Consider the following 17,235-nt stretch of genomic DNA (forward strand, 5'->3'; position numbering starts at 1 on the left):
ATCTTCTACAGGTTATTTGCTCGATTTGTTCATCGCCGCAAATTGTTGGGTCAGGTAGTTGGCGGTGGTCTGCATCTGCATGTAGAACTTGTCCAGCGCCACGAAACGCGTGCGCATCTGGTCGATTTCCGCGTCGCTGGCGGCCTTGGCGCGCTTTTGCTGGGCGTCCAGGTCGCTCATCGTCTTGGCCAGGCCGTCGGTGCGCGTCTTCAGCGAGCCGGTACTGCCCAACACGTCCTTGAAGGCGGCTTCGAAGTTCTTGGCCACGCCGTGTTCGCCGGTCAGCAGCTTGGTGACGTCGGCCGGGTTGCCGGTCAGCGCCTTGTCCAGCTTGGTCTGGTCGAGCTTGAGCTGGCGCGTCTGCGGATCGGTGGTGATGCCGAGGTCGGCTAGCGAGCGGACGGTGCCTTCGCCCAGCACTGCCTGCAGCGCGCTGGTGACGGACGACTGGATCGAGCGCGTGGTGCCGTCGCCGGTCAGCGGCTGGTTGGTGGCGGCCTTGGCGTCGAAGGCCGTCAGGTTCTTGATGGTCGTCTGCAGCGCGTTGTAGGTCTTGACGAAGTCCTGGATAGCCTTGTTGGCGACCGAGGTGTCGGATTCGAGCTTGAGCGTGATCGGCTTGCCGGCCTCGGTCTTTTCGGTCAGGTTCAGCGTGACGCCGTCGATGGCCTTGGACACGTTGTTCGAACCGCTTTTGACCGTGATGCCGTTGATGACCACTTCGGCGTCTTCGGCCTTGGTGTTGGCCATGCCGGTGGTGGTGCCGTCGGCGGCGGTGCTGAAGGACAGGATGTCCTTGAGCGACTGGTCGCCGGTGACGGTGATGTTTTTGACCGAGGCCTGGACGCCGGTGTCCTTGGCCGTCAGCATCAGGTAGTTGTTGCCGTTGCCATCGTTGATGACGGTGGCGCGCAGGCCCGACTTGTCGTCGGCGTTGATGGCCTTGACGATGCCGTTGAGCGAGGTGTCGCCCTTCAGGTCGATGGTGCGCTTGGTGCCGTCGGCCAGTTCGATCTCGAACGAGCCAGTGTCGCCGTGCTTGGCGGTGCGGTCGGCCACGGCGCCCGATTGCAGGCTCTGGGCACGGGCCAGGTTGTTCACGGTGATGGTGTACTCGCCCGCGACGGCGCCCTCGGCGGCCACGGTGGCCGTCAAGGCGGTGCCGCCGGTGACGCTGCCCTTGATGGCGGCCATGGTCTCGGTCTTGCCCAGCACGCCAGCCGACTTCTGCAGGGCTTCCAGCGCGCTTTGCAGCTGCGCGTAGGCATCGATGCGGGTCTTGTAGCTTTGCGCGCGCGTGGTGTAGATCGAGAGCTTCTTGTCCTCGGCGGTCTGCAGGTCAGACAGGATCTTTTCCAGGGGCAAGCCGGAAACCGAACCGAGGTTAGTGATAGAGGCCATGTGAAATTCCTTCCTAGCGATGCGATTCTGTCAAAAATAGGGTGCCGGCGATTGGCCGGGTAAGGGCATAAGGCAGGCCTAATTCGATGCTTCCATCATCGATTGGCGCCAAAACGGGCACAGCAGAAAATATCGGGTGCCATATCAAGCCGTGGTTTTGATGCCGTTTCCTTGCATGTTGACGATCATTTTGGCGATCTTCAGCACGGCTTCACTCGGGATGGTGCGTATGACGTCCCCTGATTCGGCGTCCACCACGGACACCACCACCTGATGCACGTCGGGGTCGACCTCGAACTGCAGCTGGGTGGACCAGGCCTTCATTTGCTCGTTGATTTCATCGAGCGCCTTATCCAGGGGCAGCTTCTGGGAAGTCGACTGCTCCGACGTGGCGGTGTCGGCGCCGCCGCTCTGGCTGCCGGCGACCGGCGGCGCGACGGTGACCGACGGATCGACGGCGACCGGCACGGGCGCGACCGGCGTCGGCGCGAACGTAGCGGGGGCTAAGGGGGTTACGGCCATGATCACTCCAACGGCGATGTGGGCGTCTCGGAGGAACGCGCTGTTTTCAGGGAATTCTCAGCTACGATTACGGCAGTCCCGCAGGGAACTTTAGGCCCGGGCGCGGACGGATGTTTCATGTGCTAACAAGTTGGGATCGGGCAATGAGTGTCAAGACGGCGTTGCGAGTCATAGAAATCATCGAAACCTACGCCCGGGAGAAGCGCGCATTGCCCCTGTCGGAACTGGCCCGGCTGCTGGACGTGCCGGTATCCAGCTGCCTGGCGCTGATCCGCACCCTGACCGGGCTGGGCTATCTCTATGAAACCGGCCGCCGCCAGGGGTACTATCCGACCGGCCGCCTGCTGGCGATGGCGCAGCGCATCGCCCGCGCCGATCCGGTGCTGGACCGGGTCTACCCCAGCCTGGTCGAGCTGCGCGACGCGACCCGCGAAACCGTCGTGTTCGCCAAGCTGGCGCAGGACGGCCGGGTGGTCTACCTGGATGTGCTGGACTCGCCCCATACGATCCGATACGCGCCGGTTGCCGGCGAGTTCAAGGACGTACACGCCAATTCGCTGGGAAAAGCGCTCATGTCGCTGATGGACGAGCCGGCCCGCGACGCGCTCCTGGCGGCCACGCCGCTGACGCGCTACAACGAGCGCACGTTGGTCACCCGCGACGCGGTATTGCAGGACATCGACCGGTCGCGCCAGCGCGGCTGGTTCATGAACAGCGGCGAATCGATTCCCGATGTCGGGGCCATCGCCTGGCCGGTGACGCTGTCGGGCGAGCACTACGCCATCTCGGTGGGCGGCCCGATCTACCGGATCGAGCCGTGCCAGGAGGAATACGCCCGCATTCTGCGCTCGGCCTGCACCGGGCTGGAACAGCAATCCTGAGCCCGGCCGTGGCCGGCCGGCTCGAACGGGCGCGGGTTCAATAGGACTTCGGCAGCCCCAGCACTTTTTCCGCGATGAAGCACATGATCAGCTGCGGGCTGACCGGCGCGATGCGCGGAATGAAGCTTTCGCGCAGCAGCCGTTCCACGTGGTATTCCTTGGCGTAGCCCATGCCGCCCAGTGTCATCACCGCCGTCTGGCAGGCGTTGTAGCCGGCTTCGGCCGCCAGGTACTTGGCGGCGTTGGCGGCGGGGCCGCAGGGCTGGCCGGCGTCGTACAGGCTGGCGGCCTTGAATACCATCAGGTCGGCCGCCTCCAACTGCATCCAGGCCTGCGCCAGCGGATGCTGGATGCCCTGGTTCTGGCCGATCGGCCGGCCGAACACCTTGCGCTCGCCGGCATAACGCACCGCCCGCTCCAGGGCGGCGCGGCCGATGCCGACCGCCTCGGCGGCGATCAGGATGCGTTCCGGATTCAGGCCGTGCAGGATGTATTCGAAGCCGCGGCCTTCCTCGCCGATGCGGTCGGCGACCGGAATCCGCAGGCCATCGATGAACAGCATGTTCGAGTCCACCGCCTTGCGGCCCATCTTCTCGATCTCGCGCACCTCGACCTTGGCCCGGTCCAGGTCCGTATAGAACAGCGACAGCCCCTGGGTCGGCTTGGCCACGTCCGCCAGCGGCGTGGTGCGCGCCAGCAGCAGCATCTTGTCGGCCACCTGGGCGGTCGAGATCCAGATCTTGCGGCCATGCACCACGTATTCGTCGCCCTGGCGCACGGCGCGGGTGCCGAGTTTGGTGGTGTCCAGGCCGGCATCGGGCTCGGTCACGGCGAAGCAGGCCTTCTCGCGGCCCGAGATCAGCGGCGGCAACCAGCGGGCGCGCTGCTCGTCGTTGCCGAACACCACCACCGGGTTCAGGCCGAAGATGTTCATGTGCACGGCCGAGGCGCCGGTGAAGCCGGCGCCCGAGGCGGCAATGGTCTGCATCATCAGGGCGGCCTCGGTCATGCCCAGGCCGGCGCCGCCGTGCTCCTGCGGCATGGCGATGCCGAGCCAGCCGTCGCGCGCCAGGTCGGCGTGCAGCGGCTCGGGGAAACCGCCCTCGCGGTCGCGTTCCAGCCAGTAGTCGTCGGGATAGCGTTCGCAGATGCGCGACACGGCGTCGCGCAGGGCCAGTTGGTCGGGGGTGAATTCGAAGTCCATCAGTGGGTTCCGTCCTGGGTGATGCGATGGGAGAAGAGGGCGTCGATGGCCGCGTCGTCGTAGCCGGCCTCGGCCAGCACTTCGCGGCTGTGCTGGCCCAGCGTGGGCGCCGGGCGGCGGATGGCGGTCGGCGTGCCATGGTAGCGGCCAAGGGGGGCGGGGGTGCGCAGGCGGCCTTCGGTGGGGTGGTCCTGCTGCTGCACGAAGCCGGTGGCCGCCAGGTGTTCGTCCCCCAGCAGGTCGTCGACCGTGTAGAGCTGCGAGGCGGGGATGTCGGCTTGCGCCAGGTCCCGCAGCCAGTCCTGGCTGGGACGGGTGCGGATCACGTCGGCGACGAAGGCGTAGACCTCGTCGATGTGCGCCGCGCGCGCGCCGTGGGTGTGGAAGCGCGGGTCCTGGCCCAGTTCGGGCTGGCCGATCAGGGCAAAGAAGTTGCGCCAGTGCTTGTCGTTGTAGATCAGCAGGCAGATGTAGCCGTCGGCCGTGGCGTACGGGCGGCGGTGCGGCGCCAGCAGCCGCGCATAGCCGGTGGGGCCCAGCGGCGGTTCGAAGGTCGCGCCGCCCAGGTGGTCGCCCAGCACCAGGTGGGCCATGCCTTCGAACATGGGGATTTCAACCTGTTGGCCCTGGCCGCTGGCGCGGGCGTGAAGGACCGCCGAGACCAGGGCGATGCCCACGTGCAGGCCGACCGCGCGGTCCGCCAGCGTCAGCGGCGCATAGCGCGGCACGTCGCCGCTTTGCTGCGCGGACAGCGCGGCGATGCCGGTCTGGCCCTGGATCAGGTCGTCGTAGGCCGGGCGGCCGGCGTAGGGGCCGGTCTCGCCGAAGCCGTAGGCGCCCAGGTAGACGATGCGCGGGTTGCGCGCGGCCACCGCCTCGTACGACAGGCCCAGGCGCGCCATGGCCCGGGGGCGGATGTTGTAGAGCAGGGCGTCGCAACTTTCGGCCAGTCGCAGGCAGGCCTCGCGGCCCTCGGGCGTCTTCAGGTCCAGTACCACCGACCGCTTGTTGCGGTTCAGGTGCAGGTACAGGTGCCCCATGCCCGGGTTGCGCATGGGGCCGACGGCGCGCATGTTGTCACCCGCCGGCGACTCCACCTTGATGACGTCCGCGCCCAGGTCGGCCAGCACCTGGGTGGCGTAGGGACCCATCACGACCGAGCTCAGGTCCAGGATGCGCACGCCGGCGAGGGGGCCGGCGGCCTGCGGGGGCGTTGCGTGGGGCGTCGTCATTGCTGCTCGATCCCCGCGTCGCGGATCAGCTTGCCCCACAGGTCGCGCTGCTCGCTGACGAACTGGGCGAAGGCCTCGGGCGAACTGGAGAAGGCGTCAAAGCCCAGGCCGGCCAGGCGCTTGCGCACGTCGGGCTTGGCCACTACCTGTTTGATGGCGTCGTTGAGCCTGGCCACCACTTCGGGCGGCATGCCGGCCGGACCGAAGTAGCCGTTCCAGGAATTCAGGTCGAAATCCTGCACGCCCGACTCCGCCATGGACGGCAGGTCCGGCACGATGGCGCTGCGCTCGGCGGTGGACACCGCCAGCGCCCGCAACTGGCCCGATTGCACGAACGGCAGGCCGGATGCCAGGTCGGTGAACATGAAGTCGACCTGGCCCCCGACCACGTCGGTCAGGCCTTGCGGCGTGCCCTTGTAGGGCACGTGCAGGATGTCGATCCTGGCGCGGTTGGCCAGCGTGGCGCCGGCCACGATGCCGGTGCTGTTGCCGCTGGCGTAGGTAATGCGGCCCGGGTGCTGGCGCGCATCGGCCACCAGGTCGGCCACGGTCTTCCAGGGCCGCTTGGGGTTGGCCACCAGGATGAAGGGCAGGTTGCCGCCGCGCGCGATGGGCGTGAAGTCCTTGACCGGGTCGTAGGGAATGTTCTTCATCAGCCAGGGCGCGGCCGAGTGCGAGGTGTTGGTGGTGACGAACAGCGTGTAGCCGTCCGGCTTGGCGCGCGCGACGTAGCTGGCGGCGATGGTGGCGTTGGCGCCGGGCTTGTTCTCGACCACGATCTGCTGTCCCAGGATGGTCGACAGCTCGGCGCCAAAGATGCGCCCGACGGCGTCGGTGCCCGAGCCGGCCGGGAACGGCACGATCAGCGTGATGGGTTTGTTCGGATAGTCCGCGGCATGGGCCGCGGGCAAGGCCAGCAGGCTGGCGCCGCCGAGCAGGGCGGCGCGCAACAGGCGGTGAAGTTGCATGGTTTGTCTCTCCAGATGGTGGGAAACCGGGCGCGGCTTCTGCGGCCGCTGCCCGGGGATGCCGGTGGCCCCGGCGCCTCAGGCGCCGGTTGCGGGCGCGGGAAAACCGCGGATGACGCGGTCGGGCGATTCTTCGTAGGGCGGCGTGTAGATCACCAGCAACCGCGCCGGCTCGTCGCTGGTGACGGTGAACACATGCGGGATGTCCGGCGGGAAGTAGCAGCAATCGCCCGGCCCCATGTCGGCCCATTCGTCCTGGACCTGGGCGCGGGCCGTGCCGGAAAGCAGGTAACAGACCTGCTCGATGCCGGGGTGGGCGTGCGGCAGTGCCCCCTTGCCCTTGTCGATCACCCCCAGCAGCACCTCCACGCCGCGCGCGCCCACGGTGTCGGGACCGATCAGGCGGCGGTTCAGGGTGCCGGTGTGGTTGGCCGGGTGGTAGCCGGGCACATCGGCTTCGCGGACCAGCCAGGCCGGGGTCTTCTGCTGCGTCATGTTCCTTCCTTTTGAATTCTCATATGTGAATTTATTTTTACGTATGAGAAAAACATCGGCAAGCGGTTTTTCCCGGAGAACCCGTGCCGCGCCCTGGGGGATTAGGGAAAACACCGGGCACGCGCTGCTAAAATCACGGGCTGTCCACCTTTGCGATCCCGTCATGCCTTCTGCCCTCAAGCCTGCCGCCGGCGCCTCCCTGTCCGATTGGCTCCAGTACCTGGAATCCATCCACGCCGTCGCGATCGACATGGGCCTGGAGCGCGTGCGGGAAGTGGCGGCGCGCATGAACCTGGAACTGCCCGGCGTGAAGTTCGTGGTCGGCGGCACCAACGGCAAGGGCTCGACCTGCGCCATGCTCGAGGCCATCCTGCTGGCCGCGGGCTACAAGGTCGGCCTGTACACCTCGCCGCACCTCATCGATTTCAACGAACGCGCCCGTGTCAACGGCCAGATCGCCTCGGACGAGGCCCTGATCGAACAGTTCACCGCGGTCGAGGCCGCCCGCGGCGACACTTCGCTGACGTACTTCGAATTCACCACGCTGGCGATCCTGCGCCTGTTCTCGCAATCGCGGCTGGACGCCGTGGTGCTGGAAGTCGGCCTGGGCGGCCGCCTGGACGCGGTCAATATCGTCGATGCCGACTGTGCCGTCGTCACCAGCGTCGACCTGGACCACATCGACTATCTCGGCGACACGCGCGAGAAGATCGGCTTCGAGAAGGCCCATATCTACCGTCCCGGCCGGCCCGCCGTGTGCGCCGACCCGGTGCCGCCGCAATCGCTGCTGGACCATGTCGAGCAGATCGGCGCCGACCTGTGGCTGTTCGGCCGCGACTACAACTATTCGGGCGATCGCCAGCAATGGGCCTATGGCGGGCGCGAACAGCGCCGCAGCGCGCTGGCCTATCCGGCGCTGCGTGGCGCCAACCAGCTGCTGAACGCGTCGGCCGCGCTGGCCGCGCTGGAATCGGTGCGCGACCGCCTGCCGGTGCCGCAGCAGGCGGTGCGCCAGGGGCTGCTGCAGGCCTCGTTGCCGGGCCGGTTCCAGATCCTGCCGGGCCAGCCCACCGTGATCCTGGACGTCGCCCACAACCCCCACGCCGCCGCCGTGCTGGCCCAGAACCTGGACAACATGGGTTTCCATCCCTACACCTATGCGGTGTTCGGCATGCTCAACGACAAGGACCTGGCCGGTGTGCTGGCCAAGCTCGGCACCCGGGTCGACCACTGGTTCTGCGCCGGCTTGCCGGGGCCGCGCGGCGGCACGGGCGAACGCCTGGCCGAGCAGGTGGCTGCCGCGCTGCCGGCGGCGCCCGCCGGGGCCGAGGCGCCGGGTGTCTCGGCCTACGCGGATCCCGCCCAGGCCTTCGCCGCGGCGCGTGAACGGGCGGGCGAGAATGATAGAATCGTGGTGTTCGGATCATTTCTCACCGTGGCCTCGGTTTTGCAGTCTCTGGGTCGCAAGGCGTAGGTAGAAGCGGCATAGCAAAACCGGGTGCAGCGTCGTGGCGGTCCGCCGCCATACCCGCCCCGCCGCAAGGCGCCGCAAGGAATTCTCTCCCATGGGTTTTTTCAAACGCAAAGATCCTGCCGACCAGGCGCAGCCCTCCAAGCGAGCGGCGGTGCCCAGCGAGGTCCAGGCGGCGGAATTGCGCGGGCGCGCCCGGCGCCGGCTGGCCGGCGCCATCGCGCTGGTGCTGGCCGCCGTCATCATCCTGCCCATGGTGCTGGACTCGCAGCCGGTGCCCGTTGCCGACAACATTCCCATCAAGGTGCCGGAGCGCAACACGCCGTTCCAGCCGCAAGTGAGCGAACCGCAGGCCACCGCGCCCGCCGCCACGCCGGCCCCGGGCGCCGCGCCCACCGATCCGGCCGCCGTCCAGACGCCGCCGCCGGTCACCTCGGCGCAGCCGCAGGCCACCACGCCGCCCGCCACTGCCACCCCGCCGGCCGCGACGCCGCCCGCGGCCACGCCGCCGCAGGTCGCCGCCACCACGCCGCCGCGCACGCAGCCGGCCACGCCGCCCAAGCCGGAACCCAAGCCCGAGCCCAAGCCGGCCACGCCCAAGCCCGAGACCCGTTCGGATGACGGCGCCCGCGCCCTGGCGTTGCTGGAAGGCCGCTCGGCGCCCGCCGCCACGCCGGCCCCCAAGCCGCAGGCCGCCAAGGGCAATTTCGTGCTGCAGATCGCGGCCTACACCACGTCCGAGGACGCCCAGTCGCGGCGCAGCAAGCTGCACCAGGCCGGGGTGACCAACGCATTCGTCGAGCAGGCTTCCATCGGAGGCAAGCAGCAGTACCGTCTGCGGGTGGGGCCGTTCCCCTCGCGCGAGGCGGCGCAGGCGGCCCAGGCGCGGTTGCGCACCCTGGGCTATGACAACGGTTTCATTGCCGCCCAGTAGTGACCGGCTTCGACTTCGTCGTGCTGGCCATCCTGGTGGTATCGGGTGTGCTGGGCCTGGTGCGCGGCCTGCTCAAGGAAGTGCTGTCGCTGGTCGCGTATCTGCTGGCCTTCGTGGCCGCGATCTGGTGGGGGCCCACGGTCTATACCTGGCTGGAGCCCTATATCGAAACAACGCTGCTGCGCATGGGTGTCTCGTACGCGGTGGTCTTCATTATCGTGCTGCTCGGCGTGGGGTTGGTCAACATGACGCTTGCCGCCTTGATCCGCAGCACCGGACTGAGCCCGGCCGATCACGGCCTGGGCGGCATGTTCGGGCTGGCCCGGGGTCTGCTGATCGTGCTGGCGCTGGTCGCCGCCGCCGGCTACACGCCGCTGCCGCAGGAGCCGTGGTGGCAGGACGCCATGTTTTCGCATTCGGCCATCGAGGCCATCAAACATATCAAGACGTGGCTGCCGCCATCCCTGGCGACGTGGCTGCCGTATTGATTGGCTTTACATCAACCAGGAAATCTCACCATGTGTGGAATCGTAGGGGTCATCGGGCGCGGGCCGGTCAACCAGCTGCTCTATGACAGCTTGCTGCTGTTGCAGCATCGCGGGCAGGACGCCGCGGGCATCGCGACGTCGCAAGGCAACCAGTTCAATATGTACAAGGCGCATGGCCTGGTGCGCGACGTATTCCGCACGCGCAACATGCGCGCCTTGCCGGGTACCTCGGGCGTGGGCCAGGTGCGCTATCCCACCGCCGGCTCCAGCGCCAGCGAGGAAGAGGCCCAGCCGTTCTACGTCAACGCGCCGTTCGGCATCATGTTCGCCCACAACGGCAACCTGACCAACTGGCGCGAGCTGCGTGAGTCGCTCTACCGCGTCGACCGCCGCCACATCAACACCAATTCCGACTCGGAAGTGCTGCTGAACGTGCTGGCCCACGAGCTGCAGTCGGCCGCCAGCGGCGTCTCGCTCGACGACGACGCGATGTTCCGCGCCGTCGCCGCCGTGCACAAGCGCGTGCGCGGCGCCTACGCGGTGGTGGCGCAGATTTCGGGCTACGGCCTGCTGGCGTTCCGCGATCCCAACGGCATCCGTCCGCTGTGCATCGGCCGCCAGGAAACCGACGAAGGCGTCGAGTGGATGGTGGCGTCGGAATCGGTGGCGCTGGAAGGCAGCGGCTTCGCCTTCGTGCGCGACGTCGAGCCGGGCGAAGCGGTGTTCGTCGACCTGGACGGCCGTTTCGTCAGCCGCCAGTGCGCCGACAATCCGCAGCTGGTGCCCTGCATTTTCGAATACGTCTACTTCGCCCGCCCCGATTCGCTGATCGACGGCGTGTCGGTGTACGACGCGCGCCTGCGCATGGGTGAATACCTGGCCGACAAGGTCGCGCGCAACATGCGCCTGGGCGACATCGACGTGGTCATGCCGATTCCCGATTCCTCGCGCCCGGCTGCCATGCAGTTGGCCGCCCGCCTGAATCTGGACTACCGCGAAGGCCTGATCAAGAACCGCTACGTCGGCCGCACCTTCATCATGCCCGGCCAGGCCGTGCGCCGTAAATCGGTGCGGCAGAAGCTCAACGCCATCGGCATGGAGTTCAAGGGCAAGAACGTGCTGCTGGTGGACGACTCCATCGTGCGCGGCACCACCAGCCGCGAGATCGTCGACATGGCGCGCGCTGCCGGCGCCAACAAGGTGTACTTCGCCTCGGCCGCGCCTCCGGTGCGCTTCCCCAACGTCTACGGCATCGACATGCCGACGCAGAGCGAACTGATCGCCACCGGCCGCAGCGACGAGGAGATCGCCCGCGCGATCGGCGCCGACAGCCTGGTCTACCAGGACCTGCACGACATGCAGCAGGCGGTGCGCGACCTCAACCCGAAGCTGTCGCGCTTCGAGGCGTCGTGCTTCGATGGCGAGTACATCACCGGCGACATCACCGCGGAATACCTGGCGCGCCTGGGCCAGTCGCGCGCGGAGTCGGGCGACGGCGAAGGCGCCAGCGGCCTGCAATTCAACATGGGCTACGCCGCCAACGACGCCTGAAGTCGACGCGCCCCATGCAAAAGCCGCTCCCTGGGGAGCGGCTTTTTTTTGTCCGTCGGCTCGCGCGGCTGGGAGCTTCACCACAGGCTCTCGCCGGTGGCCTCCAGATGGGTCAGGTAGAGTCGCAGGTCGAACTCATACTGGTGGTATTGCGGCTCCATCAACCGGCACAGGTTGTAGAAGGCCTTGTTGTGGTCCTTTTCCTTCAGGTGCGCCAGTTCGTGGACCGTGATCATCTTCAGGAATTCCCGCGGCACCGCCTTGAACAGCGTGGCGACGCGGATCTCGTGCTTGGCCTTGAGCTTGCCGCCCTGCACCCGCGAGATGAAGGTGTGCTGGCCCAGCGCATGCTGGATCACGTGGATCTTGCTGTCGAAGGCAATCTTGCTGAGCGGCGCGCCGTTGCGGATGTAGGTGTTCTTCAGGTCCACCACGTAGTCGTACAGCGCCTTGTCGGTGCGCACGTCGTGCGCGCCGGCGGGATAGCGGGCGCGCAGCGCCGGCCCGAGCTTGCCCTGGTCGAGCAGCGCGCGGGCCTGCGCCAGCAGCGTTTCCGGATAGCCGGTCAGGTATTTCATGATGTCAGGCATGGATCGAGGCCCGCCCGCGCGGGCCCGGCCATTTTTCCGTTGCCGTCCGTGGCGCGCAGGCGTCTGGCGTGGGGGCCGTCCAACGGCGGGGGCGCGGCTCAGGCGGCGCGGCCGCGGCCAAAGGCGGCGGGCAGGGCCATGAACAGCAGGATCACGAACAGCGCCAGGCTCCACAGGGCGTACTCGATGCCCAGCACCGGCACCACCGCATCCATGCAGGTGGCGTAGATGCCGAACAGCCACGGCACGCCGCCGTCCAGGCCGATGCCGGTCATGAAGCGGTCGGCGAAGGTCTGGTCGCACGACAGCATCTTGGCGGCCACGGTGTATTGGTACCAGGCCGCGGCGATGCCGCTGATCGACAGCAGGGCGGCCAGGGACGCGCAAACGCGCGTCAGCGCGCGGCCGCCGCCGAAACCACCGACCAGGGCGATGACGCCGATCACCAGGTAGATCAGGCGCTGCAGCACGCACCAGGCGCAAGGCGGCATGTCAAAGGCATACTGGGAAACCAGGGCGATGCCGACGGCGCCGAAGCAGAAGAGGGCGATCAGGCGGAGCAGGCGTTCTGAGCGAGAAGTCATGGTTGTTGCAAGATAAGGGTTCGCAGGGGCGTGGCCCCCGGGGATGGCCAGTCCGGCCGCCAGGCGTTAGGCCTTGGGAATCGGAATTGGTTGCATGACCTGCTGCAACACGCCGAGCAGCAGTTCGCGCGAGCCTTCCCAGAAGATCTGCACGCCCAGGCACAGCATGATGAAGGCGGACATGCGCATGAACACGGCGGTGCCATTATCGCCCAGCCGATGCAGCATCTGCGCGGCAAAGCGCAGGCAGACGTACAAAGTCAGCGAAACGACCACGATGCCGGGGATCGAGCCGCCCAGCCGCAGCAGGCTCAGCACGTGGTTCTGGTCGCGCAGCGACACGCCCACGGTGATGGCCGCCGCGATCGAGCCGGGGCCGCAGCTGATGGGGAAGGTGAGCGGGTAGAAGGCCCGCGTCTTGGCCATTTCCGGGGTGAACGATTCCGCCATGCGGGCGACCCGCTCGGTGTCGGCGTCGGGGGAATTGACCAGCCGCCAGGCGCTGGCGATGACCAGCATGCCGCCGCCCACGCGCACGATCGACAGCGAGATGCCGAAAAAGCTCAGCAGCACGTTGCCCGCCACCATCGCCACGATCAGCATCAGTCCGACATTGATGGCGACGCGCTTGGCCAGCACCGTGCGGGTCGACGACGAGGCGCCTTCGGTCAGCGACAGGAAGATGGGGGCGATCGCGGGCGGATTCAGGAACGGCAACAGCGTGGCCAGCGCGAAGAAGAAGCTGGTCCCCAGTACCCGCAAGTATTCGTTTAGCTCCATCGCACCGTATCGCCAGGCCGAAAACCGGATTGTATGCGGTCGGCGGCCGTCTGGCGACGGCCCGCGGGCGAGCCTCAGGCGGCCTGTTGCCGGGCCTCGTCGCCGGCCAGCGCGTCCAGGATGTCGCGCTCGAACTGCATCTGGCTGCGCGGGCGCGCCAGCGCAGCGCCGTCGACGATGAAAACGTCTTCGACCCGGTCGCCCAGCGTCATGATCTTGGCCATCAGCAGGTTGACTTCGTGCTGGGCGAAGACCCGCGCCAGGGCGTGCAACAGGCCGGGACGGTCGGTCGCCGTGACCGACAGCCGCCAGGAGGTGCTGCGCTCGTCGGGTTGCAGTTCCGCCTGCGGCATGATGGGAAACACGCGCGACATGCGCGACTGGCGCCCGCGGCCGTAGTAGCCGCCGCGCCCCGTGGTGGCCTGGGCGGCGGCCTGGATGTCCTTGAGCCGCTCGGCCAGTTCGTGTTCGACCAGCGTGGCCTGGGCGCGCAGGTCGCTGGCGCCCTCGGGCAGCAGCACGATGAAGCTGTCCAGCGCCCAGCCGTGGCGCGTGGTGTGGATGCGGGCGTCCTGCACCGATAGCGACTTGGCGTCGAAATACCCGCAGATCGCCACGAACAGGTCCGGCACGTCGCGCGTATAGACCATGATCTGCAGGCCTTCGCCCTGCTCGGTGGGGCGGGCCCGCACCACCGCATGGGCCGGCGTCACCTGGTGATATAGATGGCGCGTGTGCCAGGCGATGTCGGAAGCGTCGTGGCGCAGGAAATACGCCACGTCGAGCTGGTTCCAGAAGGCTTCGCGGGCGTCGTCGCGCAGGCCGGCCAGGCGCGTCAGGCGCGCGGCCTCTTCCTTGCGCTCGGTCAGCACCGTGTGGGCGTCGGCATGGGCGCCGCCCAGCGCGGCCAGGGTCAGCTTGTACAGGTCCTCGAGCAGCTTGCCCTTCCAGGCGTTCCAGACCTTGGGGCTGGTGCCGCGGATATCGGCCACCGTCAGCAGGTAGAGCGCCGTCAGGTGGCGTTCGTCCTTGACCGTGGCGGCAAATTCCTGGATCACGGCCGGGTCGGACAGGTCGCGCTTCTGCGCCACGGCCGACATCAGCAGGTGTTGGCGCACCAGGAATTCCACCAGCCTGGTGTCCTCGGGTTCCATGCCGTGGTCGTGGGCGAACTTGCGCACCTCGCGCGCGCCCAGCTCGGAATGGTCGCCGCCGCGGCCCTTGGCAATGTCGTGGAACAGCGCCGCCACATACAGCAGCCAATGGCGGTCCAGGCCGGCGATCAACTGGCTGGCCAGCGGATATTCCTGGGCATGCTCGGGCATGGTGAAGCGGCGCAGGTTGCGCACCACCGCCAGCGTGTGCTGGTCCACCGTGTAGGCGTGGAACAGGTCGTGCTGCATCTGGCCGACGATGCGGCGGAACACCGGCAGGTAGCGCGGCAGGATGTTCAGCATGGTCATGCGGCGCAGTTCATGCACGATGCCGCGCGGCTGCTGCAGGATCTGCAGGAACAGCTTGCGGTTGACCGGATTGCGGCGGAACTGCGCGTCGATGCGATGGCGCGAATGCCAGATGGCGCGCAGCGTGCGCGCCGACATGCCGGTCAGTTCGGGGTGCTGCTGCATCACCAGGAAGGCGCGCAGCAGCAGCGTGGGATTGCGCTCGAAACCATCGTCGCGAATGATGTCGAGGCGGTCGCGCAGGTTGCGGAAATCGTCGTCGATGTCGCGCGCGTCGCTGTCCGGGCGCGGGAACAGGCGTTCCTCGATGTTCTGCACCAGGATGCCGTTCAGCTGGGTCACCAGGCGCGCGGCCCAGTAGTAGCGCTGCATCAGCAGCTCGCTGCCGCGGCGCGTGGCGGTGGCGTGGATGCCGTAGACCTCGGCCAGGGCCGGTTGCAGGTCGAACAGCACGCGGTCCTCGCGCCGGTTGGCCAGCAGGTGCAATTCGATGCGCAGGCGCTTGAAGGCCTGTTCCGCCTTGCGCAGGTCGCGCGCCTCGGACGGCGTCAACAGGCCGGCTTGCGCCACCGCGCGCCAGTTCTCGCCAAAACCGGCCGCGCGCGCCATCCACAGGATCACTTGCAGGTCGCGCAGGCCGCCGGGCGATTCCTTGCAGTTGGGTTCGAGCGCGTAGGGCGTGTCCTGGTAGCGCGCGTGGCGCTGCTGCATCTCGACGCGCTTGGCGCGGAAGAAGGCGCGCGCATCCAGTCGCGACTGGGTGGCGGTTTCGAACTTCTTCATCAGCGCGCGGCTGCCCGCCAGCCAGCGCGATTCGAGCAGCGCGGTCTCGACCGTGATGTCGGCGTCGGCCTCGCGTTCGCAGTCCTCGATGGTGCGCACGCTATGGCCGGGTTCCAGACCCAGGTCCCAGAGCGCGGCGACCAGGCGCTCGATGGCGGACTCGTCTTCGGCGGTGGGCGCGTGCGGCAGCAGGATCAGCAGGTCGACGTCCGAATGCGGGTACAGCTCGCCGCGGCCGTAGCCGCCGACCGCCGCCAGCGTGGCGCCGGCCGGCAGGGGGGTGTGCTTGACCAGGTCGCGCAGCGCCGCGTCGACGATGCGGCGCAGGTCGCCCAGCAGGGTGTCGGGGCGCTCGTGTTCGCGGAACTGGGCCACCGCGGCCCGCCGGGATTCCTGGATGCGTTCGCGCAGGGTGCTGAGGATATCGGCGGTCATGGTGGCGGACTGGCCGGGGTCAGACGGCGGGAATGACGATCGGTTCGGTGATGAAGGCGGGCGGTTTGGGCATGCCGGGCGACAGGGTCAGGACCTCGTAGCCGGTGTCGGTGACGCAGACAGCATGCTCCCATTGCGCCGACAGGCTATGGTCGCGCGTCACGACCGTCCAGCCGTCGGACAACTGGCGGATCTCGCGGCGCCCGGCGTTGATCATGGGCTCGATAGTGAACAACATACCCGTCACCAATTCCACGCCGGTGCCCGGCTTGCCATAATGCAGCACCTGCGGGTCTTCGTGGAAGCGCTGGCCGATGCCGTGGCCGCAGAATTCGCGCACCACCGAGAAGCCGTTGGCCTCGGCGTGCTTCTGGATGGCGTTGCCGACGTCGCCCAATGTGGCCCCGTTTTTGACCTGCTGGATGCCTTTCCACATGCACTCGAAGGTGATGTCGGTCAGGCGGCGCGACAGGATCGACTGCTCGCCCACGGCGTACATGCGGCTGGTGTCGCCGAACCAGCCGTCCTTGATGATGGTGACGTCGATATTGAGGGAGTCCCCGTTTTTCAGCGCCTTGTCGCCCGGGATGCCGTGGCACACCTGGTGATTGACCGAGGTGCAGATGGCGCCGGGGAAGGGCGGGTAGCCGGGCGGGGCGTAGCCCACCGTGGCGGACTTCACCTTGAGCTCGTCGGTCAGGTATTCCAGGCAGAGGCGGTCCAGTTCCCCGGTGGTGACGCCAGGCTTGACGTAGGGAGTGATGAAATCGAGGACTTTGGCGGCGTCCTGGCAGGCCGCGCGCATTTTGGCCAGGTCGGCCGGATTGGTAATGGTGCCCATGGAATGACTGACGGATCTCGCTTGAATGTCTGCTTGAAAGAATAGTAGAATTATAGGCTTCCCTAAAATTTTGGGGAGCAATCTGGGTAGCGGCAAGCGCCGATCCCGGCGGGTGGGGATGGAATCATCCAGGCCACCCGGTTGGTTGTTCGACCCTGCATGTTGGGTCGCACCGCATCTTGTGAGATCGGTGGCGGGTCCTGGAGTTTCATCGCAAGCGAAGGTTGTGGTGGGAATTCGGGCCAGTCGCGAGGTTCCGGGGGCGAGGCGGCGCGGCAGGCGGGCGAGGGCGGCGGGCCGGGAAGGTTGGGCGTGTACATCCCTCAGGCTGGGGCGCTGCGTGCTCGCAAGCCCGGTCATGTTTTCGAGCAGCGATGCAGGTTCGATGTGGCTGCCGGTTTAAGTTCTTGGAAAGCCCGGGTTTTGAAACCCTGTTTTCCTGAAGAAATGCCCCCGGCGACTGATGCGCGTGATGATTGAAACCAGGGTTGAAAGATCCTGGTTGAAAACCAGGACGCGAGGGAACTGGATTTCGCTGCCAACAAAACAGGTCCGGGTGCGCTGGAAGAAACTGCCAGGGATTTCCTGGCGGGTCGGACGGCGCGATGCGTG

16 protein-coding genes are annotated in these 17,235 nt (G+C 67.4%); 5 read left to right on the forward strand and 11 right to left on the reverse strand.

What is annotated here, in order from left to right; genetic code table 11:
* Window positions 1-12: 12 nt before the first annotated feature.
* Window positions 13-1,401, reverse strand: a complete 1,389-nt coding sequence (gene fliD, locus ACUTAG_RS27930) for a flagellar filament capping protein FliD (protein WP_148319267.1) — start codon at window positions 1,399-1,401, stop codon at window positions 13-15.
* Window positions 1,402-1,545: 144 nt separating this feature from the next.
* A complete protein-coding gene (locus ACUTAG_RS27935; RefSeq protein ID WP_026385327.1) occupies window positions 1,546-1,923 on the reverse strand; it encodes a flagellar protein FlaG in 378 nt (125 codons plus the stop codon).
* 143 nt (window positions 1,924-2,066) lie between these two features.
* Here ACUTAG_RS27935 and ACUTAG_RS27940 point away from each other — a divergent pair, with 143 nt between their 5' ends.
* A complete protein-coding gene (locus ACUTAG_RS27940; protein WP_006385214.1) occupies window positions 2,067-2,804 on the forward strand; it encodes an IclR family transcriptional regulator in 738 nt (245 codons plus the stop codon).
* Window positions 2,805-2,841: 37 nt separating this feature from the next.
* Here ACUTAG_RS27940 and ACUTAG_RS27945 read toward each other — a convergent pair whose 3' ends face one another.
* The 4 genes from ACUTAG_RS27945 to ACUTAG_RS27960 all read right to left on the reverse strand — a co-directional run bounded on the left by ACUTAG_RS27945 (window position 2,842) and on the right by ACUTAG_RS27960 (window position 6,703).
* A complete protein-coding gene (locus ACUTAG_RS27945; protein WP_006385213.1) occupies window positions 2,842-4,008 on the reverse strand; it encodes an acyl-CoA dehydrogenase family protein in 1,167 nt (388 codons plus the stop codon).
* A complete protein-coding gene (locus ACUTAG_RS27950) occupies window positions 4,008-5,240 on the reverse strand; it encodes a CaiB/BaiF CoA transferase family protein (protein ID WP_148319269.1) in 1,233 nt (410 codons plus the stop codon). Before ACUTAG_RS27950 ends, ACUTAG_RS27945 begins: the two co-directional genes overlap by 1 nt.
* The gene (locus tag ACUTAG_RS27955) at window positions 5,237-6,208 is read right to left on the reverse strand and encodes a Bug family tripartite tricarboxylate transporter substrate binding protein (RefSeq protein ID WP_053500695.1); all 972 of its coding nucleotides are present in this window, start codon (window positions 6,206-6,208) and stop codon (window positions 5,237-5,239) included. Before ACUTAG_RS27955 ends, ACUTAG_RS27950 begins: the two co-directional genes overlap by 4 nt.
* 78 nt (window positions 6,209-6,286) lie before the next feature.
* Complete coding sequence (locus ACUTAG_RS27960) at window positions 6,287-6,703, reverse strand: cupin domain-containing protein (RefSeq protein ID WP_026385329.1); 417 nt, start codon at window positions 6,701-6,703, stop codon at window positions 6,287-6,289.
* Between the two features lie 163 nt (window positions 6,704-6,866).
* Here ACUTAG_RS27960 and folC point away from each other — a divergent pair, with 163 nt between their 5' ends.
* The 4 genes from folC to purF all read left to right on the forward strand — a co-directional run bounded on the left by folC (window position 6,867) and on the right by purF (window position 11,147).
* Window positions 6,867-8,177: a bifunctional tetrahydrofolate synthase/dihydrofolate synthase gene (folC, locus tag ACUTAG_RS27965; RefSeq protein ID WP_024068643.1), complete on the forward strand. Its 1,311-nt coding sequence runs from the start codon at window positions 6,867-6,869 to the stop codon at window positions 8,175-8,177.
* A 91-nt stretch (window positions 8,178-8,268) separates the two neighbouring features.
* Window positions 8,269-9,108: an SPOR domain-containing protein gene (locus tag ACUTAG_RS27970; RefSeq protein ID WP_020927369.1), complete on the forward strand. Its 840-nt coding sequence runs from the start codon at window positions 8,269-8,271 to the stop codon at window positions 9,106-9,108.
* The gene (locus ACUTAG_RS27975; RefSeq protein ID WP_006385208.1) at window positions 9,108-9,596 is read left to right on the forward strand and encodes a CvpA family protein; all 489 of its coding nucleotides are present in this window, start codon (window positions 9,108-9,110) and stop codon (window positions 9,594-9,596) included. The genes ACUTAG_RS27970 and ACUTAG_RS27975 overlap by 1 nt, the downstream gene beginning before the upstream one ends.
* 30 nt (window positions 9,597-9,626) lie before the next feature.
* Window positions 9,627-11,147 carry an amidophosphoribosyltransferase gene (gene purF / locus ACUTAG_RS27980; protein ID WP_006385207.1) on the forward strand — a complete coding sequence of 507 codons (1,521 nt, stop codon included), beginning with the start codon at window positions 9,627-9,629 and terminating at the stop codon, window positions 11,145-11,147.
* A gap of 77 nt (window positions 11,148-11,224) precedes the next feature.
* On the opposite strand, the gene ACUTAG_RS27985 is transcribed toward purF, so the two are convergent.
* The 5 genes from ACUTAG_RS27985 to map all read right to left on the reverse strand — a co-directional run bounded on the left by ACUTAG_RS27985 (window position 11,225) and on the right by map (window position 16,623).
* A complete protein-coding gene (locus tag ACUTAG_RS27985) occupies window positions 11,225-11,737 on the reverse strand; it encodes a M48 metallopeptidase family protein (RefSeq protein WP_035200971.1) in 513 nt (170 codons plus the stop codon).
* Between the two features lie 98 nt (window positions 11,738-11,835).
* Window positions 11,836-12,321: a disulfide bond formation protein B gene (locus tag ACUTAG_RS27990; RefSeq protein WP_006385205.1), complete on the reverse strand. Its 486-nt coding sequence runs from the start codon at window positions 12,319-12,321 to the stop codon at window positions 11,836-11,838.
* A gap of 66 nt (window positions 12,322-12,387) precedes the next feature.
* Complete coding sequence (locus ACUTAG_RS27995; protein ID WP_006385204.1) at window positions 12,388-13,101, reverse strand: MarC family protein; 714 nt, start codon at window positions 13,099-13,101, stop codon at window positions 12,388-12,390.
* Between the two features lie 74 nt (window positions 13,102-13,175).
* Entirely contained in the window at window positions 13,176-15,782 is a 2,607-nt protein-coding gene (locus ACUTAG_RS28000) for a [protein-PII] uridylyltransferase (RefSeq protein ID WP_058664235.1), read from the reverse strand.
* Between the two features lie 19 nt (window positions 15,783-15,801).
* Window positions 15,802-16,623, reverse strand: coding sequence for a type I methionyl aminopeptidase (map, locus tag ACUTAG_RS28005; protein ID WP_006385202.1), 822 nt, complete (start codon window positions 16,621-16,623; stop codon window positions 15,802-15,804).
* Window positions 16,624-17,235: the final 612 nt, after the last annotated feature.

The sequence above is a fragment of the Achromobacter sp. CSND-B12 genome, from assembly GCF_052906545.1.